The sequence below is a fragment of the Bradyrhizobium sp. 604_D8_N2_3 genome, from assembly GCF_051810765.1.
Lineage (GTDB): Bacteria > Pseudomonadota > Alphaproteobacteria > Rhizobiales > Xanthobacteraceae > Bradyrhizobium > Bradyrhizobium barranii.
In genome coordinates this window covers 3,781,024-3,807,910 of sequence record NZ_JBPWPM010000001.1, presented here as the reverse complement: position 1 = coordinate 3,807,910, position 26,887 = coordinate 3,781,024, and the positions used below count along the sequence as shown (strand labels likewise).

Here is a 26,887-nt window from a genome sequence, read left to right as displayed (position 1 = left end):
GCAGGATCAGAAGTGGATGATGATGTCAGCCGAACCGATGACGGCTGTCTTTTTGTTCGGGGGAATGCCGAAGTTGGCGTTACCGTTGAACGCCGGCGCGTCCAGCGCGTGATACACCGACACTTCGGGCCGGATCTCGATCTGCGGCGAGAACCAGTGCTGCCAGCCGATCCCCGTTTCGACGTAGCGCGTCTTCACGCCAGTACGCTGTCCCTGCTTGTCGTCGAACCACTCGAGACGATAGGAGATGTTGTCCATTTTCGTCGGGCTGTAGTTCACGTAGGTCAGGAAGGTCTGGACCGACGCCGTGCACGAGAGCTGGGTTGCGTTGCCGCAATGCGCGCCGAACGGTGCGTTCCAGGGCATGACGTCGAGCGAGAACGGTGTACCGCTGGCCACGAGCGCGACCGAGGCCGGATTGTCGAGGTTGAGCACGTTGTTCTGGTGCTCGTTGTAGGTCTCGAACGAGATGTGCCACTGATCGTTGAACTTGTGATAATAGGTCAGCCCGTACCACTGGAGATTGTTGTAGCCCCAGGTGCCGTTGTTGATGCCGTTGGCGATCACGTAGACGCCGTCATTGCCGCTGTCGGTTACATAACGAACGGCCGCACTGAAGGTCGGCTGCGCGCCCGGATCTTTCAACATGGTGCTGTCCGGGAACAGCGGATTTGGATTCGCATTGGCGATCTTGGCGCCGACATGCCACGGCATTGCTTCGGTGCCGACCGAGAAGCCTCCCTGGATCATCCAGTTCTTGTTCAGCGCGAGCGAGGCGTTGATGCCGGTGTTCGTGTAGTTGTCGAACGTATACGTCATCGAATGCGTATACATGTAGTTGTTCGGCGCGAGCTGCGCCTCGATGTCCGGGATCGAGATGTAGCGGCCGAACCTCAGCAGAAGGCCGTCGGCCAGATAGGGAATGAAGACCTCGCCATAGGCCATCGGCATGTCATAGCCGTAGTTCCTGTTCTGCTGGAGGAGCTGATTGCTCCACAAGCCGTAAGCCGTGGTGTAGCGATAGTTCTCGCCATAGATCGGCGCGATGCGGAAGCCCCAGTCGATGTGGTCCTTCTGGACTGTGTCGGGTAGTCGCTCGATATAGACCACGGCCTGATCGAGCTGAACCGTGTTCGGATTGTAGTCGTATGCCGCCGGCGAATTGCCGCCGCGGACGGTGTTGTTGCTGAGGTTGCCGCCGGCGTTGACCCAGCCATAGACCTGAATGTGCGCGTCGTTCATCCACTGCCCGACGGCCGTGTTGCTCATCGCGTTCATCAGCGGGCTGTCGACCGAGTTCGGACGCGTGACGCCGATTGCGGTCGCACCGCCATAGGGCCATTCGGTGAACGGCATCGGCGGAATGCTCTGCGGTGTCGCGGGCCAACCGTCGCGGCGCGACGCCGCCGCCTTCGGATCGGACGGCGCGGCCTCATGGCCCCATTCGAGCCGATAGTAGTTGATGAAGCGGGTCATGAAGTCCTGACCCAGATAGGAGTCCATGCACGCATAGTTCTTGTAGGGATCGCAGAACGTCTTCCCCACGGGCGGAAGCGTGTCCGCTGCATTGGCGGCGCCGCCAATCCCCATCGCGACCAGCGATACGCCCGCCAAAAGATAGTTTCTCATCATATTGCCCCAAGCTGTTGGACCGACGCCTTCCAGGCGCTCTTTCGGTTTGGTTAAGCTTCAGGTGCAATCTTTCGTGAGGCGGGCAAAAAAAAGCGATGCGGTTTGCGGCGCGCGTTCGTTAAAATAAAATAGCGCGAGGCGCCTCGCGGGCATCATTTGCATTCGTAAGCATCAGATGCTCACCGCGTTTGCTCAAATCGTCAGCGAAAAAGTGGTCTTTTGCCGTTAGAACGATGATGCAGCGCAAACGTTCACTTCGCGCTGTGTCATTTTCGTCATAGTGCGCGACGCGCTGTGCTCGACTTACTCGCAACCAAGCGCCGTTTGCTTGCCACAGCTATTATTTTGCTACGTATGTGCGCCAGATTGTCGATCGAAGATATATGCCTGGACTCGCTAAGCTCGCCACGTAGGCAAATTTGCTTCGCGAGGTTTGATCATGGAAGCCGTGACTTGTGCAGCGCGCGCCAGCGACAACACAACAGCGGACAGTGTCGCGTTCGACCTCGGCTTCCTGCCGAAGGACCTGACGCGGCAATGTTGCAGCTTGATCGAATCGTATCACGAGGTTCACGGCTTCGCCTCGTTGCCCAATATGCTTTGGCACTTTCGCTTGGGCCCGCTGATCGAACGGCACACTGAGCTTCGCCGAATCCTGCGCCGCGCCTCGACGACCCGCAGCTCGAAGAAGGCCAATGACGGCTTCGTGCAGATCGCGACCACAATTCTCTCCCTGGAGATTCTGGCGAGCAGCTTCGCCGGATGGACCGCGATCTATCCGGTCGCCGGCGAGACCGCGCGTGACGTCCTGAAACAGAGTGCGCACGGGCCGCATATGCCGCTGATGGACTTCTATCTCTATCCGCCCAAGCAGATCAGCGCCGCGGCGGTCGCGGCCCTTGCGCTGCCTCAGACCCGCTCGGCCGACGAAGCCGGCCTTTACCGGGCATCTAGGCCGGAGCTTCTCGGCGAGAAGCGCGCCCTGCAATATGCGAGCTTGGTCCGGCAGGCATAAGACGCCTCACCGCCACGAATCGCGGCGTTGCCCTGAGGCCCGGTACGATCGTTGAGGGAATCAGAACCCGACTTCGCCTGACGCGGAGTCCGGAGCGAACCTTTTCCGTAGAACTACGGAGGCTGTGGCTATTTCTTTTTTATGTTGAACCACTCCCAACATCATAGATTTTCTACGTCGATCTGGAACATCGTTCCTTCGCCGGGTAGTTGACGACATCGAAGAGTCTGCATCACGACATTGAACGGGTTCTGGTGCGCGCCGTTGGTCGACGCATGCCGATAACTATCGAATTTCCGAACATTGTCCGATCGGGTCTTGTTTGACCATTGATCCGTTGCGGCCGACGCGGCCGACGCCGGATCTTTCGATGTCGCCGTCGGCAAGGGCATGTACGTACTTTGATTCTTCATCCACCTCTGGGCCGCATGTTTTCGATGACGAGCGGGCGGCAGACCGGTTCCAAATTGCCTTCCTCGGGGATACCGGCCCTGGATGAGGTCGCGTCGCTGCGTGTCGTCGTGTGGCGCAACGTGATCCCGGTGTTGCTGTCGGTTCTGAGCATCGGACTGGTCACCACCGCGCTGTTCGCACTCAGCACGACCTTGGCGTCAAGCCTGGTCCCGATCGCCTACCTCGTTCCAGTCATGTATGCTGCGACTCGATGGGGCGTCTGGCCGGCAATGACGGCATCGATCACGGGCACGGCAGCCGCGGATTTCTTCTTCTTCGAACCTCTTTACAGCTTTCGCGTCGACAACCCGCAGGAGGCGGTCGATCTCCTGCTGTTCCTGATCGTTGCGCTGGTGAGCAGCAATCTGGCCTCGCGGCTGCGCAAGGAAACGGACACGTTGCGACAGCGCGAGAAGGAGATGCATGCGCTCTATGACTTCTCGCGTCGCCTCGCGTCCTGTTTTACGGTCGCGGACTTGATTTCCGCCATCCGCCAACATTTCGAGGGCGCCTTCGGCCACGCGGCAACTTTGTTCGTGACGACCGCGGACGGGCATTTCGAACCGCCTGAGTCCCGCTTCGCGCCACTTTCAGTGCAGGCAACTGCGGCAGCGATGAATTCCGGAGCGGGTCCAGGGTTGCAGACCATCGTCGACGAGCAGCGCGCCGAGATCTGGCTGCTCAGGGCGATCTCGTCAGATTCCGCTATTCACGGCGTGATCGCGGTCAATATCGGTCTGGGTTCCCAGCCAGCGATTGAACGGCGGACTCGACGGATCCAATCAATCCTCGACGAGACCGCGCTGACGCTGCAGCGCCTCGACATCGGCAAGGTGATGGAGAGCGCGCGATTGCGCCTGCAAGCGCAAATGTTGCGCGACGCCTTCCATGGAACACTGTCGCACGAGCTTTGCACGCCGCTCGCGGCGATCCAGGGTTCGGCGAGCGTGCTGGAGACCATTCCGGCCATACGTGGGGACGCGCGCATAAGAACGCTGGTCGAGGCGATCTCTGACGAGGCGAGCCATCTCGACGGCTATATCAGCAACCTGCTCAGCGCGACTCGCGTCACCGCCGGCGGACTGAGTCCGCGCCGCGAATGGGCGGACCCCAGGGATATCGTCAACGGCGCCACCACGCGCCGGGCGCGACGGCTTTCGGCGCATCGGATAGAGGCGAATTTCGCAGATGATCTTCCGCTGCTCCACGTCGACTCGGGCCTGGTGGAGGAGGCTTGCGGGCAGATCCTGGAAAACGCCGCAAAATATTCGCCGTCCGGTTCGACGATCACCGTGGACGTGCGTTGCGAGCCCCGTCGCGTGCACGTCGTCGTGTCCGATCAGGGCGTCGGCATCACCGCCGATGAACAGCAAAAGCTTGGCCAGCGATCCTTTCGAAGCGCGCGACATCAGGCGTCGGTGCCGGGGTCGGGCCTCGGTTTCTGGATCGCCTCGACCTTCATCCAGGCCAATGAGGGCGCGATCACGGTTCATAGCCGCGGCCAAGGACAGGGAACAACGGTATCGATCTCCCTGCCCGCGCTCGAGCCATCCACCTCCGAACCGATCGCGCTGACAGATGAGTAAGCCCGCAAACGTCGTTCTCCTGATCGACGACGAACCGAAGATCAGGCGCTTCCTCCGCGCCGGCTTCGAGCTCAACAGCTTCGCCGTGCTCGAGGCCGAAAACGCCACCGAGGCGTTGAAGCTCGCGACCTTCAGTTCACCTGACCTCATCGTTCTCGATCTGGCGCTACCCGATCTTCACGGCGCGGAGGTGCTGGAGCGGATCCGTGCGTGGTCCAACGTGCCGATCATCATCCTTTCCGTCGCTGCCGGCGAGGACGAGAAGGTACGTCTGCTCCAGGCCGGCGCCGACGATTACGTCGTCAAGCCGTTCGGCATGGCCGAACTGCTGGCGCGAAGCGAGGCCGCCCTGCGGCGGTACTTCAAGTCGGCGACGGAAAATCCGGTCGTGGTCGCAGGCCCGCTATCGGTCGATCTCGTGACCCGCACGGTCTCGCTGAACAACAATCTGGTCCGCCTGACCCGCAAGGAATATCGGCTGCTTCACGTTCTCGCCATGCATGTCTGCCTCGTCGTCACCCACGATCAGCTCCTGAAGGATATCTGGAACGGCAATCAGCGCGACAACATCCAGTACCTTCGGATCCTCGTGCGCAAGCTTCGCCAGAAGATCGAGGCCGACCCCAACCAGCCACGTCTCCTGGTGACCGAGTCGGGTGTCGGCTATCGCCTTCAGAATCGGCTGGATGCGCAACCGGCCATGGCTCGCGTAACCTGATGCTGCGCCCTTCGCCAAGACGGTCCTTTTACGTCGTCGTGTCCTGGTCCGGCGATGCAGGTCAGGATTGGTCCTGGGAGATCCGGCGCAAGCGCAGGCCGATGGGCATCAGGCTTCGTGAAGCCGGGTTTCGCTCGCACCGGGCTGCACACGAGGCCGGACGCATCGCGCTCGAAGATTTCCTCAACGGACTGGTCATCGAGCGCGCCTCGCGATCGGCGCTCTGACCAGGGCGGACCCACATCTTGCGCCGCCCGCCTGCGCACGACGCGCAGAACACCCATCGTATAAAAATAATATATTTCCATTCCCGAACCGCGTAGCTTGCCCAACAAAAGGGCGAGTGCCGTGGACTTCCTCATTCAAACATTTAGCGTTTTTGGCATCGACGCCCAGTACTGGATGCTTGCGGGCGCGGCCGTTGTCGCAATCTTCATCATCTTCGCCTGGCGAACGCGCGACAGGGATTGACGGGATTGCGCACCGGACCATCGGCACAAACACAGTGATACAATCTCAGGCGACCTTCGACGTATCGCGCGGCCATGTCCGGCGTCTCAATTTACCGAAACCACTCCGCGAGTCCGGAAGCTATTTTTCCTTAATTCTTTTCGGCATTTTGCGATGTCGCGAGCGTACAACGCGCGCGCAAAAAGCGACCTCTGCGCGCTCAAGCAGCCCTTTCGGCATCGCGGAATCCGTGCGCTGTCCCTAACATCATCTCCGAAGAAGAATTGGCCTCATGGCCATGCAGGGGGCTCGAATGTACGGACGATTGAAATCTCTTGTTGTCGCAAGTGTGCTGATCGGGCTCGGCGCGGCGAGCGCCGCAGTCGCTGCCGATCTGCCGTTGAAGGCGCGGCCAATGGCTGCCGCTCCGCACTACAACTGGACCGGCTGCTACCTCGGCGCCAATGTCGGTGGCGGCTGGACACGGCTGAATACGGCCCGCGCCCTCGACGTCGGCGGCGTGGCTGCACCGAACGAGTACGGCCGCGAGAAGGACAGCGGCGTGATCGGCGGCGGCCAGGTCGGTTGCGATTTCCAGACCGGCAATCTGGTGTTCGGCGTCGGCGGCAGCTTCGATTTCGGCAATATCAAGGGCAGCCACGCCTTGACCGACTTCCCCGCCTTCTCCGAAGCGAACAACCTGAAAGAGATCTACACCGCGACCGGCCGCATCGGCTATCTCTGGACGCCGCAATTCCTCGGCTATCTCAAGGGCGGTGCGGCCTTCATTCGGGAACGCAACCAGGTCTTTGCGCCCGGTGGCGCGCTGATCGAGTCCGCAAGCTTCATGCAGCCCGGCATGACCATCGGCATCGGCGCCGAATGGATGTTCGCGCCGAACTGGTCGGTCTTCGCCGAGTATAACTACATGTGGTTCCTCGACGACAGCGCGCGGGCGTTCACACTGGCTGGCGGCGGCGCGGGTGAAGTCATCAACGTCCAGCAGCGTGCCTCGACCGCGCTGGTCGGCGTCAACTACAAATTCCATTGGGATGCCCCTGTCGTCGCCAAATACTGAAGTCTCTCGGCAAACCTCCAACCACTCGAGCCCCGGCACGTCCGGGGCTCCTTTTTTGAGCGAGGCTCCGGTTCAGGCCAGCCCTCCAATTGTCCGATCTGTGCAACGCCACCAGGGATGGGGAAGTCTCATGGGTTTGCGCTCTTGGCTTCTCATCCTGGTGACGGCCGCCGTCGCGCACGTCATTCTTCATGCCTTGGATCGCCAGATTGACGCCGGCATCCATCGCCTGTCGGAGGCAACGATCAACCATCCTGGTGCAGGCAGCAGTGCGGAGCCCGACCTGAGATCGGTGACGGCACGAAGCGCCTACATGCGCAACGAACGTTGAACGCACCTCAACCTCGTCCCGATCCTATGCCGTTCCTACGAGATAAGCTTGCCTGTCCCCTCGAAATCATACTGGCCGCGAACGATATTGGTCGCGCCATTCAAGGCAAATTCTCGTTCCAGTGCGCCCGCGCACCTACTGTAAGGAGTATCTTCGTGCTCCACCCCGCTCCCTTCACCGATCGCGACCAGGTGGTCGAGACCATGATCTCGCTCACCCATCTGTCGAATCTCAATCGCGCGATCGTCGCGGGCCGTGGAAGCGCCGAACTCTATCAGGCGCTGCGCCAGCGCGGCTTCACCCGAATTGGACTGCCCTCCATCTTCTTGCGTAAGCCGGCCTTTTCCGTCGGCCTCATCACCGTGCAAGACATGTTCAGTGAGTTCGAGATGGCGCTGTCCCAGATCGCACCATCTCTCGGCACGACCGCTGCAATCGCGGTGCTGATCAAGTCGAACGAGGCGGGCTTCGCGCTCAAGGTCCGCAAGAAGCTCGAACAGCTCGGCTTCCGAATCGAGGCCGGGGTCAGATGCCGTCAGGGCTTCGTGATGTCCGCCTACCGGCAGGATTCTGCCCAGATGAAACGGGCAGCCTGAAACGCGGAGCTGCGGCTGAGTGCGTCCATATGAGTTTCCTATGCGGCGACGCCGCAGGCGCTCTCGCTTTCCTACATCCCGCACGTCATCATGCTGCAGCAGGCACGTTGCGGCGAACGATCGCGATGTATTGGGAGCCTCATGACGTCGCCCTACTACCTCGCCATGGCCGCCTTGTTGGGCCTGGTGACAACGTCCTCCTCCCTGATCGGCGCCGCGATCGGACTTCACGCTCCCTTTTCAAAGTGTCCCCAGGCACAGCACCTCAATCTGTGTTGCCAGCCCTAGAAACGACGCCAGCAACCCCTCAATCGCATTGCAGTGCGAGCAGACGAAGAAGCGGCCCGGCCGCTCGGGATCCTCAAATCCGGGCTTCAACAGGAACAGGCGATCTCCAGTCATGTCCGTTCTCCCGAAGTCGATGGAAACTTCAATGGCCGAACAGCCGGTAGCTCCGATCCGCATCGCGCAAGTGCCGGCTCTCATCGGTCCAGCCGACTGCACGCCGATAGCTGCCGAGCACTGCGGCTTCCTTCAACGCGGCGACGTCGACCTGTTGCGGCGCGTCGGCGAATGGCGAGACGAACAGCGCGTCCTCGGGGCAGTAGAGCTCGCACAGGAAGCAGGTTTGGCAATCGCTCTGGCGCGCGATCCTTGGAATGTCGTCGGTCTTGTCGAAGACATTGGTGGGGCACACGTTGACGCAGATGTCGCACGCTGTGCAGCGCTCGACATCGATGACCTCGATCATTCCGCGGCCTCCGCGTACTGAGAGGAACGCAGCGGGCGCGCCGAGGTCCAGACGTCGTCGAGCCCTCCGGTCGTCACGTAGTGGCGATAGCGGTCGTCCTGCTGGGGATAGTCGTCGCGGCGATGCATACCCCGGCTCTCCTGACGCGCCAGCGCGCTCCGATACATCCAGCGCGCCGTTGCGAGCATGGCCGTGGCCTCACGTGCGCGAAGCAGATCCTGCTCGTCTGACGCGTCGGCATTCGATGCCTCAGACCAGAAGCTGTCCAGACGCCATAACGCCTCGCTGAGCCGCCCGGCTTCGCGGAAATAGTTCAGCTCGTACGGAAACACCTCGTTCTGAACGTTCCGGGCGAGCTTGTCAGCCTGAAGCGGTCGCCCACTGCCGGAGCGCAGCGCAACGCTGCCGCGCCGAAATGCCTGACGCCCGCTTGTGGTGCCCAGTTGATGCGCGAATTCGGCGGCGCCCTGACCGGCCCAATACCCCGACGACATTGCCCAGGCCGCATTGTGGCTACCGCCCCCGGTGAAACCACCGCAGATCAGCTCGCGGGTTGCCGCGTCGCCCGCAGCGTAGAGACCGGGAACGGTAGTCGCGCAGCTGTCGTCAACGATCCGCAGGCCACCCGTGCCGCGGACGGTCCCCTCGAGGCGAAGCGTGATCGGAAAACGCTGCGTGAACGGATCGAGGCCGGTCCGGTCGAACGGCAGGAAGAAGTTCGGCTGAGATACCCTCATATGCCGCTGGGTCTCGGCGTCGGCCTCGTCGAGCCGGGCGTACACCGGGCCCTTGCGCAACGCCCGAGCAATAATCGACCGGCCGCCCTTGGATGACGCCCCTGGGATCACACTGCCTTCCTCGTCGGTGAAGCTCGACCAGCTGTAGAACAGGGTCTTGGTCACGGAGCCGAATGCCGGCGAGATAGCATAGGCGTTGGAGAACTCCATGCTGGTGAATTCCGCGCCGGCCTCGGCCGCCAGGAGATAGCCATCGCCAGTCAGAACGTTCGAGCCCAACGTCTTGCTAAGGAACGCGCATCCGCCGGTGGCGATCACCACGGCCTTCGCATTGACCACCCAACGGTCGCCTTTCTGCCGTCGCAGGCCTGCGGCGCCGGCCACCACGCCGTTCTCGTCCACCAAAAGCTCGAGCGCTGGCGAGTGATCCAGAATGGTGACGCCGGCTTGCTTCGTTCGCTTGCGCATCAGCCGCATGTATTCCGGACCCTGGAGCGAATTCCGCTGCGGCTTGCCGTCGTCGTCCGAAGGATAAGGATAGCCCCAGTCGGCGAGCTGGTTGCTCTGGGCGTAGGTCCGGTCCAGCACGCGCGCCATCCAGCGACGGTCCTGGAGGTGGCCACCGAGTTTCTCACGGCTGGCCATCGCGGCCTCACGGCGTTCCGGAGCGGGGTCGACGTACCAGACACCGGTGCCGGCCGCCGCGGTCGCGCCTGAGGTGCCGCAAAACCCCTTGTCCGCTAGCACGACGCGCGCGCCGTGGCCGGCGGCGCTGATCGCCGCCCATGTGCCCGCGGGACCGCCACCGAGCACCACCACATCGGCATCGAACACGACGGATCCTGCCGAACTCGATAGCTTCTCGGCACGGCCAGGTAGGTTTGTCATCGCTCGTCTCCGGATTGAACCTGTTCAGAACGCGGGTATCTGACCCGGCAGTTTGTCCTTGATGGTCTGGCGGACCGTATCGTTCTGATAGGCGCGCACCAGCTTCGCGACCCAGGGAGCATCCTTGTTCTTCTCGCGAACGGCGATGAAGTTGTTGTAGGGATTGTTGACCGAGGATTCGATTGCGATGGAATCCCTGCCGAGAATGAGGCCGGCGGGGACGGCGTAATTGGTGTTGATGACCGCAGCATCGACGTCGTCCAGGCTGCGCGGCAGTTGGGCGGCGTCGATTTCACGGATCCTGAGCTTCTTTGGATTTGCGGTCACATCGAGCGCGGTCGGCAGGATCCCCACGCCGTCCTTGAGCTCGATCAGCTTTTCGGCCTGAAGCAGCCGCAGGGCCCGGCCACCGTTCGACGGATCGTTGGGGATGCCGATCGACGCCCCCTCCTTGATCTCGGCAACCGACTTCGCCTTGCGGGAATAGAGCCCGATCGGTGCGACGATCGTCTCGCCGACGGCGACGATCTTGTATCCCCTGGTCTTGATCTGGTTGTCCAGGAACGGCTTGTGCTGGAAGGAATTCGCATCGAGATCGCCGACATCCAGCGCGGCATTGGGCAACAGATAATCGTTGAAGACGACGACCTGCACATCGAAGCCGTCCTTGGCCGCGATCTCCTTCACCTTCGCCCAGATGATTTCGGGATATCCCGACCTTGATCTTCTGATCCGCGGAGGCCGGCGCGGTGAATAGTGCAAAGGCGGCCATCACGAGCAACAAGCGACGTCTCATGGTCTACGATCTCCTTATCGAGCGATAATCTGTTCCGACGTCTAGCCGACGCGGGCAACCAGGACGTCCGCCGTGGCATCCGCGAACTCAGACGACATGTCGTTGAAGAGAGCAAGTTCCTGAACCGTCGCAGCACGCGGACGATGGTTCGAACCCTTGGAGCCTTGAAGGAAGAAACGATCCATAGCCTGCACAAACCCCGGCGAGCCTGCAATCTCCGATGCGTGCCTCTCACTTCCCGCCACGAAGGCAAAGCTCATCTGATTGACGTCGACGACATAGATCATGGTGCAGTTTCCCAACGGACGGCGCTCTCCTTGCTGCTGAACCCCGCCGGGATGAAGGCCGGGATCTTCTCCTCGATGAACTGCTTCACTTCCGGCGAGTTGAACACCTGGATAAATGCCTTCAGGCGCGGATCGTCCTTCTTGTCGGGCCGGGCCGTGAAGCGCAGCACGAGCCCGTCATCAACGGTGCGGTCGATGATGAGCGCAGATTTGGGATCCCCGCCGGCCGGAATGAGGTAGGTGATGTTGACGAGCGCCAACGTTACGTCGTCGAGCGACCGATAGGTTTGGGCAGGGTCGAGCTCGACGATCTTGAGGTTCTTTGGATTCTCGATGATGTCGAACTTGCTGACCGAGAAGCCCTTACCGGGCGCCAGCTTGATCAGCCCGGCCCGCTCGAGCAGGATCAGCCCGCGTGCGCCGTTGAGTGGCTCGTTCGGAATGGCGACGCTGTCGCCGGACTTGATGTCGTCGAGCTTCTTGATCTTCTTCGAGAACAGACCGACCGGCGCAATGACGCCGACCTTGTCGACCTGCACAAGGTTGAAGCCGCGCTGCCTATTCTGAAGCGCGAGATAGGTTGCATGCTGAAACAGATTGGCGTCGACATCGCCGCTGTTCACGACCTCGTTCAATGCCACCCAGTCCGACAGCTCGACGATCTTGACGTCCTGCCCTTTCTCCTTGGCGAGCTTGGCGGCAAAGGACGCCAATTGCCCAACCGGGCCGGCGCTGGTCGCGATCCTCAGCGGCTCGCCGGCGAAGGCGGCCGCCGTGAGAGCAAGCCAGAGACCTGCGGCCTGGGCGGTGCGACGAAGAATTTTCATGATCTCAAGTCCCATTACGATTCAGATGATGTGCTTCACGCAGCCTTGCGCGCCCCAACGTCGGCATGTGCGAGCGCCTGACCGAGATCCGCCAAGATGTCGTCGGGATGCTCGATTCCCACCGACAGGCGTACGTAGCCGGGCGTGACCCCGGCGGCGAGCTGCTCGGCTGCGGTCAGTTGCTGATGCGTCGTCGATGCAGGATGAATGGCTAACGACCTGGCATCGCCGATATTGGCGACGTGATAGAACAGCTTGAGTGCGTCGATGAAGCGACGGCCGGCCTCGACGCCTCCTTTCAGCTCGAAGCCGACCAGCCCGCCATAGCCGCCCTTCAGATAGGCGTCCGCCCTGCGCCGGTTCTCTCCGTTTTGCAGACCGGGGAAGATCACGTTCGAGACCGAGGCGTGCTTGGCGAGGAAGGTCGCGACCTTCACCGCATTCTCGTTGTGCTGGCGGATGCGCAGCGGCAGGGTTTCGAGGCCCTGGATGAACTGGAAGGCATTTTGCGGCGCGATCGATGCGCCGAGGTCGCGCAGCAGCTTGACGCGGGCTCGCAAGATGTAGGCGATCGGGCCAAGCGGCTTCGCGGCCTCAGTCCAGATCGCGCCGTGGTAGGCCTCGTCGGGCTTGTTCAGAAGCGGAAAGCGATCGGCATGCGCGGCCCAGTCGAAGTTGCCTCCGTCGACGATGGCGCCGCCGATCGCGGTGCCGTGGCCTCCGATATACTTCGTGGTCGAATAGACCACTACCGCAGCGCCATGCTCAAACGGGCGTGCGATCAGCGGCGACGCCGTGTTGTCGAGGATCAGCGGCACGCCAAGCGAGCGGCCAATGTCCGCGACCTCCTTGATCGGGAATACGTGCAGCTTGGGATTCGGAAGCGTCTCGCCGAAATAAGCGCGCGTCTTGGCGTCGGTCGCGCGACGGAAGTTTTCGGGATCGGCGGGATCGACAAAGCGCACTTCGATGCCGAACTGCTTCAGGGTCTGCGATAGCAGCGTCCAGGTGCCGCCGTAGAGATCGGTCGAGGACACGATATTGTCGCCGGCCTGGGCAATGTTGAAGATCGCGAAGGCGGAAGCCGTCTGTCCAGAGGCAACTGCGAGGGCGGCCGCCCCGCCCTCGAGTGCAGCAAGCCGATCCTCAAAGGCCTGCTGGGTTGGATTGCCGATACGGGTGTAGATCGGTCCGAGCTGCTCGAGCGCGAACAGGCGCGAGGCGTGATCGGCGTTCTCGAACTGGAACGACGTGGTCTGATAGATCGGAACCGCGACCGCGCCGGTGGCGGGGTCGGAGCGGTAGGATCCGCCATGCAACGCCAGCGTCTCGAAGTTCCGGGTCTCCAAGGTCATCTGCAATTCCCTTTCGATCTCGAGAGCGCGCCATGCGCGGCAAGCCGTGCTTGTCGACGAAAATGATGCGGTCGGATTCTGCTGCTGTCGAGCGTGTCTGAAAAATAGCGATGCGCGTGCTGCGTCATTGCAGCTTCGCAACGCGTTTGTTCCCGGTCCTTTGCTGAATTGGAAACAAACTCGCTCGCGCAGAATGCTAAAAATGCTCACGCGAAGAGATGTTCTTTGCGATTGACGATTGGGCCCGACCATGACGAGACCGCGCGACCTGCGCTTTAACGCTTTCAACATGACTGCGCCCAGCCACAATTGGGCGGGCCTGTGGTCTCATCCGCGCGATGCGTCCATCGACTACAACACACTCGATTATTGGGTCGACTACGCCAGGACCGCGGAACGCGGACTGCTCGATGGCATCTTCCTGGCAGACGTGTTCGGCGTTTACGACGTCTATGGCGGCACGGCCGATACCGCCGCCCTGCATGCGGTGCAGCTTCCGAACGCGGATCCGACGCTGCTCGTATCCGCCATGGCGCTCGTCACCAGCCATCTCGGCTTCGGCATCACATCGAACCTGACCTTCGAGCATCCCTATCAACTCGCACGTACCTTTTCGACGCTCGACCATCTCACCAAGGGCAGGATCGGTTGGAACATCGTCACGGGCTATCTCGACAGCGGCGCGCGTGGGATGGGCCTTCCGGCTGGTCGCGCCCATGACGAGCGCTATGACGCGGCCGAGGACTTTTTGACCGCGGCTTACAAGCTATGGGAGGGAAGCTGGGAGGACGATGCGGTTCGCCGCGACCGCGGCAGCCGCGTCTTCACGGATCCCGCCAAGCTTCACCGGGTTCTGCATGATGGTCCCTACTTCAAGGTTGACGGCATCCATCTCGCCGAGCCCTCGCCACAGCGAACGCCGTTGCTGTATCAGGCCGGCACCTCGAAGCGCGGCCGCGCCTTCGCCGCCCGGCACTCGGAAGCGATCTTTCTCAACGGTCAGACCAAGCCAATCCTCGCACGCGCTGTCCGCGAGATTCGAGAAGCGGCCAAGACCTATGGCCGCGATCCCTACGACATCCGCCTGTTTGCCGGCGCGACCGTGATCGTGGCGCCGACGCGGTCCGAGGCGAATGATCTGCTCGAGGACTACGCACGGCATGTCGATCAAACCGGCCAGCTCGCCTTGTTGTCGGGCTGGACCGGCATCGACTTCTCGACCTACCGGCCCGACCAGCCGATCGAATATGTCGAGAGCAACGCCATCCAGTCTATGGTCGAGAATTTCACGGTCCGGAGCGACCGGCCGGTCAATGTCGGCGACCTCGCCAGATTGAGCCGCGCCGGCGCCCGCTCGCCCTTCGTGGTCGGCTCGCCGCAGGACGTCGCCGACGAGCTGATCGCTTGGGCTGACGAGACCGACGTCGACGGGTTCAACCTGTTCCGCCTGGTCGCGCCGGAGTCGCTGAACGCCTTCGTCGACCTCGTGGTGCCGGAGCTGCAATCGCGCGGCGTCTACAAGACCGCCTATCGCGACGGCACGCTACGCGAAAAACTGTTCCCGGGACGCGGGCCGCGGTTGCACACGACACATCCCGGCGCGAGCTTCCGGCGCGCGCCTTCGACGACTGCGCTCCAATCCGACGCCGCCGAATAGCAAGGACGGAGCTCACGCCTGCGTGCGATGCTCGCGGAACGCGGCTGCCAGCGCCCCCAAGGCGGCCCGTGACCGCCGATCGGTCAAGGACGAATGAAGCACGACCTCGGACGGCGGCAGCTTGGGAAGCCCAAGCTTCTCGCCGATGTCGATCGTGCCACTCGGCGCGATCCGATACGACAGCGGCGCGATGGCGAGCCCCGCCACGACGGCGGCGTGAACCGCCGAAGAGCCGCCTCCCAGGAACACCTCGATCCATTTGATGCCGACCGCATCCAGCGCCTGCGTGGCTACGTTGCGCACGCCGCAGGTCGGAGCCAGCGCAGCGAGACGTAAGGGCTCTCCCGGCCTGTGCTCGAACCCCTGCGCCGCAAACCAGCCGAAGCGCTCACGCGCCAGCGTCTCGCCATCCCGACGATCGTCCTCGCGCTGGACGATGGCAGCATCGAGCCGTCCCTGGTCGAACAGGTCGAGGAGGTTGCGCGAATTGTCGAGCTGGACCTCGATGGTCAAATTCGGATCGTGCGCGTGGAGACGTGACAGCAGGGCTGGGACTTCCGGCCCGGCGACATGCGCAGCGATACCAAGTCCGAAGTGACGCGGAGACGTATTGAGCCCCGCGATCGCGCGTTCGTGAGCAACGATCAGCTCCCGCGCGCCCTGCAGAAAGGCCGTCCCTTGCGCAGACAACCGGACCGATCGCGGCGTCCGCTCGAGCAACCGATGCCCGATGCGATCCTCGAGCCGCTTCAGCTTGACGCTGATCGCGCCTTGCGTCGTCCCCAAAGCCTTGGCGGCGCGCGTGAAGCTGTGAAGGTCGGCCACCATCACAAAGGCTCTGACGGCATCGACATCGAGCGAGAGCATTCCATCATCCAGCTTTGTTGTCTCTGAAATCTATATCGATCGGATTTTGTTGTGGTCAAGGGCCCCCTATGTTCGCTCAGCCTGACGCGGGCCTAAGCGCACGGGACACCCATCCCTCCCGGAGCGAGCGATGGCGCATGCGTGCTGGCAATCGACACCATGTTTGGAGGTCACGGCCTTGACGGTCTTATCATCACGACGAAACACGATCGCCCTGGCCGCAGCGTGCCTCGCGTCCCTCATGTTCGGCCTGGAGATATCCAGCGTACCGACGATCCTGCCGACGCTCGAGACGGTGCTGCACGCCAGCTTCCAGCAGCTGCAATGGATCATGAATGCCTACACCATCGCGGTCACGACGGTGCTGATGGCAACCGGCACGCTGGCAGATCGCTATGGCAGAAAGCTTGTATTCGTGGTCAGCATCGCCGTGTTCGGCCTCGCCTCCCTGATCTGCGGCCTGGCGGAAGACGCGCTCCTCCTCATCGTCAGCCGCTTCTTCCAGGGCATGAGCGGTGGTGCGATGCTGATCTGTCAGGTCGCGGTTCTCTCCCATCAATTCCAGGAAGGCCCCGAGCGCGCACGCGCCTTCGCCGCCTGGGGGATCATCTTCGGCATCGGTCTTGGTTTCGGACCGATCATCGGCGCGACGATCGTCGCGGTCTCCGGCTGGCAATGGGTGTTCCTGATCCACGCATTCATCGCAATCGTCACGATCGCGCTCGCCGTGACCGGCGTGCGGGAGTCGCGCGATCCCGAGGCAAAGCACCTCGACATCGCAGGCATTGCGACGCTCTCGACGTCGGTGTTCTGCGTCGCCTTCTATATCACGGAAGGCCCCGACTTCGGCTTTACTGGCCAACCGGCCTTACGGTCGCCGCGACGGCCGTTCTGAGCTTCATCGCCTTCGTGTTGGCGGAGTTGCATAGCGCCCGCCCGATGTTCGACTTCTCCGTGTTCCGGATACGCGCCTTTTCGGGCGCGCTGCTCGGATCGGCCGGCATGAATTTCAGCTTCTGGCCCTTCATGATCTACCTACCGATCTTCTATCGCAGCGCCCTTGGTTACGACAACGTCGCAGCTGGCCTTGCGCTTCTCACTTACACGCTTCCGACGCTTGTGATTCCGCCGCTCGGCGAACGGATATTGCTGAGGTTCGGCGGCGGCATTGCCATCCCGTTCGGCCTGTTCGTCATCGGCCTTGGTTTCATGTTGATGTGGGTTGGCAGCAGCCTCGCGCATGTCACGTGGCTGACGCTGGCGCCCGGATGTCTGGTTGCTGGCGCCGGCCTCGCCCTCACCAACACGCCGGTGACCAACGTCACGACGGGTGCGGTGTCGAGCACGCGGGCCGGCATGGCATCGGGCATCGACATGAGCGCCCGCATGATCGCGCTCGCCATCAACATCGCCTTGATGGGCTTCATCCTGATCGCCGGCATTTCCTCCCGGCTGAGCAGCGCGCTTCCCGGTGCGCTCGATGCCGGCCGTCTGCAACACCTTGCGGAGCGGATCGCCGGCGGCACCGCAGGCATGTCCGACTTCTCCGAGCTGAGCCTCCTGCCGGCAGCGGAAACTGCCGTGCAAGATGCGCTGATCCACGGCTTCAGGCTGATGATGCTCTATGGCGGACTGTCCGTCTGGATCATGGCGCTGGTAAGCTTCGCGATTTCCGGCGAGAGCTACGCCGCACGGAAGCGCTCCGCGCAGAACAGCGATGAGCCAAGCTGTGTTCCCCGCTCATCGCCCTGATCGGATGCGTCCAGGCAGGGCGCTACGACAACATCCTTTCCGCGCCGATAACTCCATTCTCAATTCCGAACGCACGAGAGAATGTTCGTTCCCTTCTGCGCCCGACTGCGAAATTGCCACGCGGACCCGTTTGCCGTCAAAGTGAGCCGTCCAATCTCCCCAAACAGACGTCGAGACGGCAAGGCAGTTTCGTTGAACAGGATACCCGAAATGCATCATCTCACGTTCCGCCTGCGAGCCCTTGCCGCGGTTGCGCTCGGCTTCTTGGCCGTGGCGTCCGTTCAGCCCGCGAGGTCCGAGGAGATCCGCATCGGCTATCAAAAATCCTCGACACTAACGGCGATCCTGAAGACGAACGGGGAGCTGGAGAAGGCGCTCGCGCCGCTCGGCGTCACCATCACGTGGCACGAGTTCAGCAGCGGCCTGCCGCTGCTGGAAGCCATCAACATCGGCAGCATCGATTTCGGCGCGGACGTCGCCGACACCGTGCCGATCTTCGCGCAGGCCGCTGGCGCCAAGCTCGCCTATATCGCGGAAGAAGCCGCCTCGCCGGCAGCGCAAGCGATCGTCGTTCCACAGTCTTCAACTATCAAGACCATTGCTGAGCTCAAGGGCAAGAAGATCGCCGTCACCAAGGGCGCCGGCAGCCACTATCTGCTGCTTGCGGCGCTGGCGAAATCCGGACTCAACTTCAAGGACATCACGCCCGCTTATCTGACACCCGCCGACGGCCGCGCTGCGTTCGTTAGCAACAACGTCGATGCCTGGGTGGCCTGGGATCCGTTCCTGACCAGCGCCTTGCACCAGACAAAGGGCCGCATCCTGACGGACGGCAGCAACGGTCTCGCGAGCTACAAGCGCTACTATCTCGCTTCGGCCGCGTATGCGGACAAGCACGCCGAGGTGCTCAACGTGATCTTCGCAAAACTCTCCCAGACGGGAAAATGGGTCAAGGCCCAGCCGAAGGACGCGGCCACATTGCTCGCCGGGCTCTGGGGTATCGACGCCGCGACCGTCGAAGAGGCCAACAGCCACCGCTCCTATCAGGTTGGCGCGGTGACCGGCCCGGGCCTGTCCGAGCAGCAGCGCATTGCGGACGCGTTCCACGCCGAGGGCCTGATCCCCGTGAAGATCGATACCACGGCGATCAAGATCTGGGCGCCGAAGGGGTCCTGACTTCCAGCTTAGGCCGCGCTCAAGCCACGCTGGATGTCCGGCACGGATGCCAGCAGGCTCCTTGTGTAGGCGTGCTGCGGTTGCCTGAGCACGGCCTCGGCGCCACCCTGCTCGACGATGCGGCCGTTCTGGAAGACCAGCACGCGGTCGCACAGATGCTCGATGACGCCGAGATCGTGCGAGATGAACAGCAGCGCCGTTCCGAGCCGCGATTGGAGCTCGGCCAGGAGATCGAGCACCTGGGCCTGGATGCAGATGTCGAGCGCCGAGACCGGCTCGTCGCAGACGATGATGGCGGGTTCAGCCGCTAGCGCCCGCGCGATCGACACCCGCTGACGCTGGCCGCCGGACAATGATCGCGGCACGCGGTCGAGATGATCGGCACTCAGGCCGACCAGTTCGAGCAGCGACACGATCCGGTCCAGGCGCGCGATGCGGCTATCGGCGCTCGGAAGATTTTCCGCAATGATGTTCCTGACGCGATAGCGCGGATCGAAGCTGCTAAGTGCGTCCTGCGGGATGTATTGCAGCTTGCGACGAAGCCGGCGGCGCCCCGCTTCCGCGACCGAGGACCAGGGCTCTCCGAGCAATGTTACCTCACCGTCATCCGGGTCAAGCAGCCCGAGCACGACCTTGGCACAGGTGGATTTTCCCGAGCCGGATTCGCCGACGATACCGACGACCTCGGCGGCCCTGACATCGAAGCTGATGTCCTGCAGGACCACCGACTTCGCCCGTCCGGCGGCTTTCGGCGCAATGAAACTCTTCGAGATCTCCTTGACTTCGAGCACGACCTCGCCTGCCGCCTGTCGCTGCGGCAAGGGCTCCCGCACGATGGAGACCGCCGTCGCATCGCTCGCACCGGGCTCGAACCTCGCCGACGCGAGCCTGGACCCGCGCGACCGCCCCGACGGAATCGCCGCGATCAACTGCCGCGTATAGGGATGGCGCGGATGGGTAAGGACATCGCGAGTCGGCCCACTGTCGACGACCCTGCCGTCGCGCATCACGATGACACGGTCGGCGATGCCGGCGACCACCGCGAGATCGTGACTGATGAGCAGGAGACCCGCCCCCTCCCGGATTCGCTCCGCCAAGACCTGGAGCACCTGCGCCTGGACGGTGACGTCGAGCGAGGTCGTCGGCTCGTCCGCGATAATGAGATCGGGGTCAGCCGCGATCGCCGACGCGATCAGCGCGCGCTGGCGCAGGCCACCGGACAATTGATGCGCATATTGCAGAGCACGATCAGCGGGGTTGGGAATGCCGACCTTGCCGAGCGTCTGCAGCGTCCGGTCCCGGATAGCGCCTGCATCGGTCAGAATGCGATGGCTCGAAATGACCTCGGCAACCTCCTGGCCGATCGTGCGCAAGGGATCGAGCGAGACTAGGGCATCCTGCATGACGAGCCCGGTCACGGTCCCGCGCAGCTTGCGCCAGTCGGCTTCGCCGAAGCTGCGAGCGTCGCGTCCCTTGATCTCGAACCGGTGCACGGCGGTCTTCGCACCGTCGCCGGCGAGATTGAGCAGGCTTCGCGCGGTGATGCTCTTGCCCGACCCGGATTCACCGACCAGGGCAACGCATTCGCCGGGCCTGATCGTCAGATCGAAATCAACAACGATCGGCTTGCCACCATTGGCGCCGGCAAAGCCGATGCTCAGTCCCTGCACCTCGACGATCGGCGCTGCCCGATCTATCTGCGAACCTTCGCTGCTCATGCGAGCCGCCCTTCAAATCTCTGTTGTAGGTGATTGCCGATCACGCTGAAGGCGATCACCGTCGCGGTGATGGCGAGGCCCGGGAAGACTCCAGGCCACCAGGCGACGCGCAGCACATCCCGGCTCTCCGCCAGCATCACGCCCCATTCCGGCGTCGGCGGCTGCGGTCCGAGCCCGAGGAAGCTCAGGCCGGATACGATCAGGATCGTCGAGCCTATATAGACGGTCGCGATGATCGGGATGGCAACAAGAACGTTGGGCAGGACGTGCCGGATGAACACTTGCCAGCGGCTCAACCCGTAGATCGCGGCCTGCGTCACGTAATCGGCATCGCGTATCAGCTGGGTCTGCGCCCGCACCACGCGACCAAATTTCGGGATGCCGGCGATGCCGACCGCGATGGCGATGTTGAGCATGCCTTGGCCGAGGAAGGTCACGATCAGCATGGCGAGCAGCACGCCGGGAAATGACGACAGCATATCGAACAGGCGCGACACGGCCTCATCCAGAATGCGATTGCGCTGGCCCGCGATGATGCCGAGGACAATGCCTGCTCCGAGTCCGACCGCAACACCGCCGAACCCGATCAGGAGCGAGTAGCGCGTTCCGAAGACGGTCCGCGCGAAGACGTCGCGGCCGAGCCGATCGGTCCCGAACAGATGCGCCCAGCCCGGCGGCTTCAGGCCCTCGCTGAAATCGCCGACGAGCGGATCGAAGTGCGTGAACAGCGAAGGCGCGATCGACGCCGCGATCAGGAACGCGACGAAGACGAAGGACAGGACGAGCCCGAACGGCAGACGGCGCCGAACAGCGATTGCAGCCAGAGAATGTGACGCCTCGAAGCCAACGAGGTCTTGCGGGGCCTCGAGCGGTACGGCCGTGTCGAAGGAGCGATGCGACGGCGCGGTCATTGGGCCCTCAATCTCGGGTCGATCAGCACATAGAGGATGTCGAGCAGCGTGGACGCGGCAACGTGGATGAAGGCTGCGAGCAGCACGACGGTGAGCACGACCGGTACGTCGTGGGTCAGCACCGCGCCCAACGTTACCGTGCCGAGGCCTGGCCGGCCGAACACCTTCTCGGTGATGACCGCACCACCGAGCAGGCCGCCGATCAGCCAACCGCCTAGCGTCACCGCCGGCAAAAGAGCGTGCCGCAACACGTGACGCCAGCGAATGACGAGTTCGCCGACGCCGCGCGACCGCACGGTCGTCACGAAGGGCTGGTCGAGCGTCTTCTCCATGGCTTCACGCAGAACCTGCGTCAGCAGGCCGGCGGTCGGCAATGCCAGGGTGATCGCCGGCAGCACGAGGGAATTCCACCCCTCCGCGCCCGATACTGGAAACCAGCGCAGATTGAACGAGAATGCCATCAGCAGGAGGATGCCGAGCCAGAAGACGGGCGTCGAGGCGAACACCAGTTCGACGAACGAGGTCAGCTCGCGCGAGAACCGCCCTCGCCCCGCAGTTAGCAGCGCGATGAAGCCGGCAATCACGATCGCAAGCACGCCGGCCGTGAGCGCAAGCTCGACGGTCGGCAGAAGCTGCGATCCGACGACCTCGATCACCGGCTGGCGCAGCACATAGGACGTGCCGAAATCGCCGCGGAGGATGCGCGACAAGAACTCGACGTATTGCTCGGGCAACGAGCGATCGAGGCCCCATTCGGCTGCGATCGCCTCACGGAGACCGGGATATTCGACGTCACCGGCGAGGATGTCCTGAATGCGGCCGGGCAGCGCATGCAACGCGAGAAACGTTGCTGTCACGCTCGCCCAGGCCACCACCAGGCTGGTGAACAGCCTGGAGACGATGCGAGACCACATGGCCTACTTCTTCGCGATCCAGAAATCGTAGGCGCTGGACGGCGAGTCGAGGCCGGCCTCGAAGCCCAGACCGTTGACGTTGCTCTTCGCCGCCAGGAACCAGCTCGGCGCGAACAACGGCACGATGAAGGCCTGGTCCACACCCCGCTTCTGAATCGCGTCGGTGAGCTGCCGCTTGCGGACGGGATCGGTCGTCCGCAACGACTCGTCGATCTGGCTCGTGATCTCCTGGTCTGGATTGGGAATGTTGGAATAGAGGAAGCCCTTCGATCCCAGCATGTCCCAGAGCTCGCGGGCAGGATCGGACGGATTGTCCGTATTGGGATAGATCACCCAGGTGCCGTTGGCGTTGTTCTTGGCGTATTCGCCCGCCGTGATCAGGCGCAGGTTGAGATCGAGGCCGACATTCTTGCGCAACGCCGCCTGGACGCCCTGGATAAGGATGTCGCGATTGTCGCGCACATAGGGCTGCGGATAGCCGACCTCGATCGAGAGGCGCTTGCCGTCCTTGGTGCGGAAGCCTTCGGAATCGCGGCCAGTCCAGCCGGCTTCGTCGAGCAGCTTGTTGGCGCCAGCAATGTCGTTGCCCCAGGAACCGACCAGTGCCTTGTTATAGGCGGGATTGGCCGGGCCGATGATCGACCAGGCGCGCGGCACGGTGCCGAGATAGACCTGCTTCACGATCGGCTCCAGATCGAAACCGTCGCGCAGCGCGCGGCGCACGCGAACATCGTCCGCCGGCGGGCGCGTGTAGTTGATGTTGAAGGTGAAGGACGTGCTGGCGCCGGACGGGCCGGTCAGCAGCTTGAAGCCCGGCTGCTCCGCGAACAGCGGCGCATCGGTCGGCTGCACGCCCTCGATCAGATCCACCTGCCCCGAGGTCAATGCGCCCGTGCGAACGGCATATTCGGGGAGGAAGCGGAGAGTGACGCGGTCCAGATGAGCAGGTCCGTTATGCGCGGCATTGCCAGGCGCCCAATTATAGGCCGCGTTGCGCGCGAACACCGCGGACTGGCCGCGCGTGTAGCTCTCGAACACGAACGGTCCGGTGCCGGCCAACCCGCGTCCACCTCCGCAGAGATCACCCTTCGCCAGCGATTTCGGCGAGATCAGGCCGAGCTTCGCATTCGAGGTCGACTCCAGGAAACTCGAATCCGGCGTCGACAACACCAGTTTGACCACATAGGGCGAGACCACTTCGGCACGATCGTAGGCCTGGAGCAGCGAGACCGCGGTGACCGCGTTCTCGGGCTTCTTGACGAAATCGTAGTTGGCCTTGACCGCTGCAGCGTCGAACTTCTCGCCGTCGTGGAAGACGACGTCTTCCCTCAGTTTGTATGTGTATTCCTTGCCGTCGGTCGAAATCGACCACTCGGTCGCAAGCCAGGGTGCGAACGTGCCATCCGCCTTCTTCGCGATCAGCGAGTCGATGTAATTGCGGGCCACGAAGAACGCGGCCTGCTGTGACGAATAATGCGGATCGAAGCATGATGGCTCGGTCGTCACGCCCCACCGCAACGCGCCTCCGGAAACCGGCTTGTCTTCGGCATACGCTACATTCGACGCAAGCAAGGCAATCGCCACGCCGCTCACCAGCAAATTATTCTTCTTCATCCGCGTCACTCGCAATCGTTTCTGCTGTTGCCCCTGCAATCGGCGCATCGAACATCATCAATTGAAGGATGACGTACGTTCGCGCTTCATCCGATCTGCACGAGGCGTTATCTCTTGTTGCATCGCGATGTAATTCGTCGTCGCGCGCAAACGCAACATGCAAACGGTCGCGACGACGGCTGCACATGAAGTTTGAAAAATTATTCGAGCCCTCACGCCGACGGTGGATGAAATCGACGACATCGAACGCCAATCCGACAATTCGATGCTGCACGATCGTTGCGCATCGTGACCCGACAACCAGCTGACCTTTGGAATCCCCATGTCGCCACGCCAATTGCACCTGAACGTCAACCTGCTTCACTCCGGCGTATATCCGTCAGCCTGGCGACTGCCCGACAGCGATCCACGCGCCTTCTTCGATCTCGGTCATTATGTGCGCGTGGCTCAGATTGCCGAGCGCGGCAAGTTTGACGCAATCTTTCTGGCGGACTCGCCAGCCGTGAACGACCGCATCGACTACCGGTCGTTCACGTCGATGGAGCCGACCATCGTGCTGGCAACAGTTGCCGCAACGACCAGGCACGTCGGTCTGATTGGAACGGTGTCGACGACCTACAACGAGCCCTACAACATCGCACGCCGTTTCGTGACGCTCGACCACGCCAGCGGCGGCCGCTCGGGATGGAACGCGGTCACCACGGCAGATGCCGCTTCAGGCCGCAATTTCGGTCTGTCGTCGGTAACGGAACACAAGGCACGCTACGAACGCGCCAAGGAGTTCACGGAAGTCGTCCACGCATTGTTCGACAGCTGGGAGGACGACGCCTTTGTGGGCGACAAGGCGAGCGCGCGATTTGTTGATACGTCGAAAGTGCACCCGATCGCGCACCGCGGCCCGCATTACTCGGTGGCAGGACCGCTGAACGTCCCACGCTCACCACAGGGGCGACCGGTCACGGTGCAGGCGGGTGGCTCGAATGACGGGCGCGATTTCGCGGCAGCCTATGCAGAAGCCGTATTCACGCTGGCGCAGAGCATCGAGGAAGGCGTCGCGTATGCGCGCGATCTGCGCGCACGCGCCGCGTCCTATCGTCGTTCCGGCGATTCCATCGTGATTCTGCCCGGGCTCGCCACCGTCATCGGCAGCACCGAGGCCGAAGCCAAGCGGCGACAGGACGAGCTCTGGGAACTGGTGCCGATCGAATACAGCCTGGCGCGGTTGGCCGGCACGCTTCAGATCGACCCTACCTCGACAAGCCCCTGCCGGATCCCCTGCCGCTTCCGGTCAATGCCAACCACACCATGTTCCAAGGCACCGTGAATATCGCACGGCGTGGCAATCTCACAGTCCGACAGCTGATCCGCGCGCTCGGAGGCGGCGTCGGACATCGCATCATCGTCGGCACGCCGGAGCAGATCGCCGACGACATCGAGGCTTGGTTCAAGGCGGGTGCCGCCGACGGTTTCAACCTCATGCCAGACGTACTGCCGTCCGGTCTGGAGACCTTCGTCGATACCGTCGTGCCCATCCTACAGAGTCGCGGGCTGTTCCGCACCGAGTACGCCGGCTCGACGCTGCGCGATCATCTTGGCCTGCAGCGACCAGTGAGCCGATATGCGAAGCGGTCGCTCGAGGTCGCATCAGCCTAGCTGTCCCGACTATCTATCCCAGAGATCGAGCCCGCCCGTCGGCGGGCTTGGCCGATCGCCTGGCCCGCACGCGCGGAATTACGTCGAGTGCAAATCGCCGCATCTCGGCCTCGAACGGCTGGAATTGCAGCATGAAGAGCTCGATGCCGGCCGCATGGAACGCCTCGATGCGCTCCGCCACCTCGTCATAGCTCCCGACCAGCCCCGCGGCGGTACCGCCATTGCTGCCAACGCGCGGCGTCTTCTGCATGGTCTGCATCATCATGACCTTGGGGTCGGTGTTGTGCTTCTGGATCGCCTTCATCGGCGCATCCTTTGCGGCGAGGCTCAGCAACCGCTCGTAAGCGGCCTGCGCCAGCTCCCGGGTTTCGCGTGCGACGACGAAGGCCGACAAGCCGAAACGGAGCGGCGGCGCGGCATCGCGCGGGCGCACTGCGACATCGGCAATCAACCCGGCCACATCCTCCAGCGGCTGGCCATTGATAAACCAGACGTCGCCATGGCCTGCAACGAGGCCGCGCGCCGGCTCGGACTCACCGCCGACATAGATGGCCGGACGCTTGCGATACAGGCTGGTCGGGCGCAGGGCATAGTCCGTGACGTTGAAATGCTCGCCCGCATAATTGAGACGTTCGCCTTCCATGAGGCGCGAGACGACAGATATCCACTCGCGGCCGTAGGCATAGCGAGCGTCATGGTCCGGGAAGCCGATCCCGGCCTTCTCCAGTTCGGGACGGTTCCAGGCATTGACCAGATTGATCGCAAACCGGCCACCGCTGATGTTCTCGATCCCGAGTGCGAGCTTCGCCAGCACCACGGGGTGATAGAGATAGGGCTTGATCGCAGCAATGATCTCGATGCGCTTGGTCAGCGCCGCGATCGCTGCCGCGGCACTCCAGGCCTCGAGCTGATCGAGGTCTTCCTGATGCGGGTTGATGGTGTGCTGCGCGATCAGCGTTGAATCATAACCGAGCTCTTCGGCTGCAAGGATGAGATCGCGATTGCGCTCCCAGGACGCATCATAGGGCTCTTCGGGATCCTGATGCGCCGCGCGCGGCCCATGCACCAGCGCCCAAATGCCGAAGCGAAGAGGTGCAGTCGCCATCGTGCTCTCCTGTGACTTTC

General features: G+C 62.7%; 24 protein-coding genes and 3 pseudogenes. 12 read left to right on the top strand and 15 right to left on the bottom strand.

The annotated features are described in order from the left end of the window. Nucleotides 1–6: 6 nt before the first annotated feature. A complete protein-coding gene (locus tag AB7245_RS17900; protein ID WP_085404209.1) occupies nt 7–1,629 on the bottom strand; it encodes an outer membrane beta-barrel protein in 1,623 nt (540 codons plus the stop codon). 442 nt (nt 1,630–2,071) lie between these two features. Here AB7245_RS17900 and AB7245_RS17895 point away from each other — a divergent pair, with 442 nt between their 5' ends. From AB7245_RS17895 to AB7245_RS17860, 8 genes are all read left to right on the top strand, one after another. Continuing rightward, the gene (locus AB7245_RS17895; RefSeq protein WP_439034522.1) at nt 2,072–2,647 is read left to right on the top strand and encodes a hypothetical protein; all 576 of its coding nucleotides are present in this window, start codon (nt 2,072–2,074) and stop codon (nt 2,645–2,647) included. A 437-nt stretch (nt 2,648–3,084) separates the two neighbouring features. Then, complete coding sequence (locus tag AB7245_RS17890) at nt 3,085–4,686, top strand: DUF4118 domain-containing protein (protein WP_439034521.1); 1,602 nt, start codon at nt 3,085–3,087, stop codon at nt 4,684–4,686. Continuing rightward, a complete protein-coding gene (locus tag AB7245_RS17885) occupies nt 4,679–5,404 on the top strand; it encodes a response regulator (protein WP_439034520.1) in 726 nt (241 codons plus the stop codon). The genes AB7245_RS17890 and AB7245_RS17885 overlap by 8 nt, the downstream gene beginning before the upstream one ends. Continuing rightward, the gene (locus AB7245_RS17880; RefSeq protein WP_166352109.1) at nt 5,404–5,631 is read left to right on the top strand and encodes a hypothetical protein; all 228 of its coding nucleotides are present in this window, start codon (nt 5,404–5,406) and stop codon (nt 5,629–5,631) included. The genes AB7245_RS17885 and AB7245_RS17880 overlap by 1 nt, the downstream gene beginning before the upstream one ends. A gap of 121 nt (nt 5,632–5,752) precedes the next feature. Beyond that, the gene (locus AB7245_RS17875; RefSeq protein ID WP_256376419.1) at nt 5,753–5,875 is read left to right on the top strand and encodes a hypothetical protein; all 123 of its coding nucleotides are present in this window, start codon (nt 5,753–5,755) and stop codon (nt 5,873–5,875) included. Between the two features lie 292 nt (nt 5,876–6,167). Continuing rightward, nucleotides 6,168–6,932, top strand: a complete 765-nt coding sequence (locus AB7245_RS17870; RefSeq protein ID WP_439034519.1) for an outer membrane protein — start codon at nt 6,168–6,170, stop codon at nt 6,930–6,932. A gap of 130 nt (nt 6,933–7,062) precedes the next feature. After that, complete coding sequence (locus AB7245_RS17865; protein WP_166352105.1) at nt 7,063–7,263, top strand: hypothetical protein; 201 nt, start codon at nt 7,063–7,065, stop codon at nt 7,261–7,263. 155 nt (nt 7,264–7,418) lie between these two features. Next, on the top strand, nt 7,419–7,859 hold the full coding sequence (locus AB7245_RS17860; protein WP_081369286.1) for a hypothetical protein: 441 nt from the start codon (nt 7,419–7,421) through the stop codon (nt 7,857–7,859). A 261-nt stretch (nt 7,860–8,120) separates the two neighbouring features. On the opposite strand, the pseudogene AB7245_RS17855 reads toward AB7245_RS17860, so the two are convergent. From AB7245_RS17855 to AB7245_RS17825, 7 genes and pseudogenes are all read right to left on the bottom strand, one after another. Further along, nucleotides 8,121–8,261 (bottom strand): annotated as a pseudogene (locus AB7245_RS17855) (DUF3088 family protein); the annotation flags it as partial. A 28-nt stretch (nt 8,262–8,289) separates the two neighbouring features. After that, nucleotides 8,290–8,610, bottom strand: a complete 321-nt coding sequence (locus AB7245_RS17850; RefSeq protein WP_439034518.1) for a 4Fe-4S binding protein — start codon at nt 8,608–8,610, stop codon at nt 8,290–8,292. Continuing rightward, on the bottom strand, nt 8,607–10,235 hold the full coding sequence (locus AB7245_RS17845; protein WP_439034517.1) for an FAD-dependent oxidoreductase: 1,629 nt from the start codon (nt 10,233–10,235) through the stop codon (nt 8,607–8,609). Before AB7245_RS17845 ends, AB7245_RS17850 begins: the two co-directional genes overlap by 4 nt. Nucleotides 10,236–10,259: 24 nt before the next feature. Further along, entirely contained in the window at nt 10,260–10,922 is a 663-nt protein-coding gene (locus AB7245_RS17840; RefSeq protein ID WP_439034516.1) for a MetQ/NlpA family ABC transporter substrate-binding protein, read from the bottom strand. 150 nt (nt 10,923–11,072) lie between these two features. Then, nucleotides 11,073–11,318 (bottom strand): hypothetical protein, encoded by a 246-nt coding sequence (locus tag AB7245_RS17835; RefSeq protein WP_063984162.1) that lies wholly within the window; start codon nt 11,316–11,318, stop codon nt 11,073–11,075. After that, nucleotides 11,315–12,145 (bottom strand): MetQ/NlpA family ABC transporter substrate-binding protein, encoded by an 831-nt coding sequence (locus AB7245_RS17830; protein ID WP_439034515.1) that lies wholly within the window; start codon nt 12,143–12,145, stop codon nt 11,315–11,317. The genes AB7245_RS17835 and AB7245_RS17830 overlap by 4 nt, the downstream gene beginning before the upstream one ends. A gap of 35 nt (nt 12,146–12,180) precedes the next feature. Next, nucleotides 12,181–13,500, bottom strand: coding sequence for an O-acetylhomoserine aminocarboxypropyltransferase/cysteine synthase family protein (locus AB7245_RS17825; protein ID WP_439034514.1), 1,320 nt, complete (start codon nt 13,498–13,500; stop codon nt 12,181–12,183). 250 nt (nt 13,501–13,750) lie between these two features. Between AB7245_RS17825 and AB7245_RS17820 the strand changes: the two genes are divergently transcribed. Then, nucleotides 13,751–15,157 (top strand): LLM class flavin-dependent oxidoreductase, encoded by a 1,407-nt coding sequence (locus tag AB7245_RS17820; protein ID WP_439034513.1) that lies wholly within the window; start codon nt 13,751–13,753, stop codon nt 15,155–15,157. Nucleotides 15,158–15,169: 12 nt separating this feature from the next. On the opposite strand, the gene AB7245_RS17815 is transcribed toward AB7245_RS17820, so the two are convergent. Then, on the bottom strand, nt 15,170–16,024 hold the full coding sequence (locus AB7245_RS17815) for a LysR family transcriptional regulator (RefSeq protein ID WP_439034512.1): 855 nt from the start codon (nt 16,022–16,024) through the stop codon (nt 15,170–15,172). A gap of 130 nt (nt 16,025–16,154) precedes the next feature. Between AB7245_RS17815 and AB7245_RS17810 the strand changes: the two are divergent. Next, nucleotides 16,155–17,776: pseudogene (locus tag AB7245_RS17810) on the top strand (MFS transporter). 210 nt (nt 17,777–17,986) lie between these two features. Beyond that, nucleotides 17,987–18,952 carry an aliphatic sulfonate ABC transporter substrate-binding protein gene (locus AB7245_RS17805; protein WP_439034511.1) on the top strand — a complete coding sequence of 322 codons (966 nt, stop codon included), beginning with the start codon at nt 17,987–17,989 and terminating at the stop codon, nt 18,950–18,952. Between the two features lie 8 nt (nt 18,953–18,960). Here AB7245_RS17805 and nikE read toward each other — a convergent pair whose 3' ends face one another. From nikE to AB7245_RS17780, 5 genes are read right to left on the bottom strand one after another with little or no spacing between them, the layout of a single operon-like run. After that, nucleotides 18,961–20,670, bottom strand: a complete 1,710-nt coding sequence (gene nikE, locus AB7245_RS17800; protein WP_439034510.1) for a nickel ABC transporter ATP-binding protein NikE — start codon at nt 20,668–20,670, stop codon at nt 18,961–18,963. Beyond that, nucleotides 20,667–21,581, bottom strand: a complete 915-nt coding sequence (locus tag AB7245_RS17795; RefSeq protein ID WP_439034509.1) for an ABC transporter permease — start codon at nt 21,579–21,581, stop codon at nt 20,667–20,669. Before AB7245_RS17795 ends, nikE begins: the two co-directional genes overlap by 4 nt. Then, nucleotides 21,578–22,495, bottom strand: a complete 918-nt coding sequence (locus AB7245_RS17790; protein WP_439034508.1) for an ABC transporter permease — start codon at nt 22,493–22,495, stop codon at nt 21,578–21,580. Before AB7245_RS17790 ends, AB7245_RS17795 begins: the two co-directional genes overlap by 4 nt. A 3-nt stretch (nt 22,496–22,498) precedes the next feature. Beyond that, entirely contained in the window at nt 22,499–24,109 is a 1,611-nt protein-coding gene (locus tag AB7245_RS17785; RefSeq protein ID WP_439034507.1) for an ABC transporter substrate-binding protein, read from the bottom strand. After that, nucleotides 24,096–24,473, bottom strand: a complete 378-nt coding sequence (locus AB7245_RS17780) for a hypothetical protein (RefSeq protein WP_439035790.1) — start codon at nt 24,471–24,473, stop codon at nt 24,096–24,098. Before AB7245_RS17780 ends, AB7245_RS17785 begins: the two co-directional genes overlap by 14 nt. Between AB7245_RS17780 and AB7245_RS17775 the strand changes: the two are divergent. After that, nucleotides 24,432–25,762: pseudogene (locus AB7245_RS17775) on the top strand (LLM class flavin-dependent oxidoreductase). The gene AB7245_RS17780 and the pseudogene AB7245_RS17775 sit on opposite strands and share 42 nt — an antisense overlap. Nucleotides 25,763–25,775: 13 nt before the next feature. On the opposite strand, the gene AB7245_RS17770 reads toward AB7245_RS17775, so the two are convergent. Then, entirely contained in the window at nt 25,776–26,867 is a 1,092-nt protein-coding gene (locus AB7245_RS17770) for an LLM class flavin-dependent oxidoreductase (RefSeq protein ID WP_439034506.1), read from the bottom strand. Nucleotides 26,868–26,887 lie beyond the last annotated feature (20 nt).

Excerpts from the sequence above, each read along its gene's own strand:
- AB7245_RS17850 (WP_439034518.1), bottom strand. The coding sequence starts at position 8,610 with ATGATCGAGGTCATCGATGTCGAGCGCTGCACAGCGTGCGACATCTGC.
- AB7245_RS17805 (WP_439034511.1), top strand. The coding sequence starts at position 17,987 with ATGCATCATCTCACGTTCCGCCTGCGAGCCCTTGCCGCGGTTGCGCTC.
- AB7245_RS17790 (WP_439034508.1), bottom strand. The coding sequence starts at position 22,495 with ATGTGGTCTCGCATCGTCTCCAGGCTGTTCACCAGCCTGGTGGTGGCC.
- AB7245_RS17895 (WP_439034522.1), top strand. The coding sequence starts at position 2,072 with ATGGAAGCCGTGACTTGTGCAGCGCGCGCCAGCGACAACACAACAGCG.
- AB7245_RS17885 (WP_439034520.1), top strand. The coding sequence starts at position 4,679 with ATGAGTAAGCCCGCAAACGTCGTTCTCCTGATCGACGACGAACCGAAG.
- AB7245_RS17820 (WP_439034513.1), top strand. The coding sequence starts at position 13,751 with ATGACGAGACCGCGCGACCTGCGCTTTAACGCTTTCAACATGACTGCG.
- AB7245_RS17880 (WP_166352109.1), top strand. The coding sequence starts at position 5,404 with ATGCTGCGCCCTTCGCCAAGACGGTCCTTTTACGTCGTCGTGTCCTGG.
- AB7245_RS17795 (WP_439034509.1), bottom strand. The coding sequence starts at position 21,581 with ATGACCGCGCCGTCGCATCGCTCCTTCGACACGGCCGTACCGCTCGAG.
- AB7245_RS17900 (WP_085404209.1), bottom strand. The coding sequence starts at position 1,629 with ATGAGAAACTATCTTTTGGCGGGCGTATCGCTGGTCGCGATGGGGATT.
- AB7245_RS17865 (WP_166352105.1), top strand. The coding sequence starts at position 7,063 with ATGGGTTTGCGCTCTTGGCTTCTCATCCTGGTGACGGCCGCCGTCGCG.
- nikE (WP_439034510.1), bottom strand. The coding sequence starts at position 20,670 with ATGAGCAGCGAAGGTTCGCAGATAGATCGGGCAGCGCCGATCGTCGAG.
- AB7245_RS17835 (WP_063984162.1), bottom strand. The coding sequence starts at position 11,318 with ATGATCTATGTCGTCGACGTCAATCAGATGAGCTTTGCCTTCGTGGCG.
- AB7245_RS17830 (WP_439034515.1), bottom strand. The coding sequence starts at position 12,145 with ATGAAAATTCTTCGTCGCACCGCCCAGGCCGCAGGTCTCTGGCTTGCT.
- AB7245_RS17825 (WP_439034514.1), bottom strand. The coding sequence starts at position 13,500 with ATGACCTTGGAGACCCGGAACTTCGAGACGCTGGCGTTGCATGGCGGA.
- AB7245_RS17785 (WP_439034507.1), bottom strand. The coding sequence starts at position 24,109 with ATGAAGAAGAATAATTTGCTGGTGAGCGGCGTGGCGATTGCCTTGCTT.
- AB7245_RS17845 (WP_439034517.1), bottom strand. The coding sequence starts at position 10,235 with ATGACAAACCTACCTGGCCGTGCCGAGAAGCTATCGAGTTCGGCAGGA.
- AB7245_RS17770 (WP_439034506.1), bottom strand. The coding sequence starts at position 26,867 with ATGGCGACTGCACCTCTTCGCTTCGGCATTTGGGCGCTGGTGCATGGG.
- AB7245_RS17815 (WP_439034512.1), bottom strand. The coding sequence starts at position 16,024 with ATGCTCTCGCTCGATGTCGATGCCGTCAGAGCCTTTGTGATGGTGGCC.
- AB7245_RS17890 (WP_439034521.1), top strand. The coding sequence starts at position 3,085 with ATGACGAGCGGGCGGCAGACCGGTTCCAAATTGCCTTCCTCGGGGATA.
- AB7245_RS17870 (WP_439034519.1), top strand. The coding sequence starts at position 6,168 with ATGTACGGACGATTGAAATCTCTTGTTGTCGCAAGTGTGCTGATCGGG.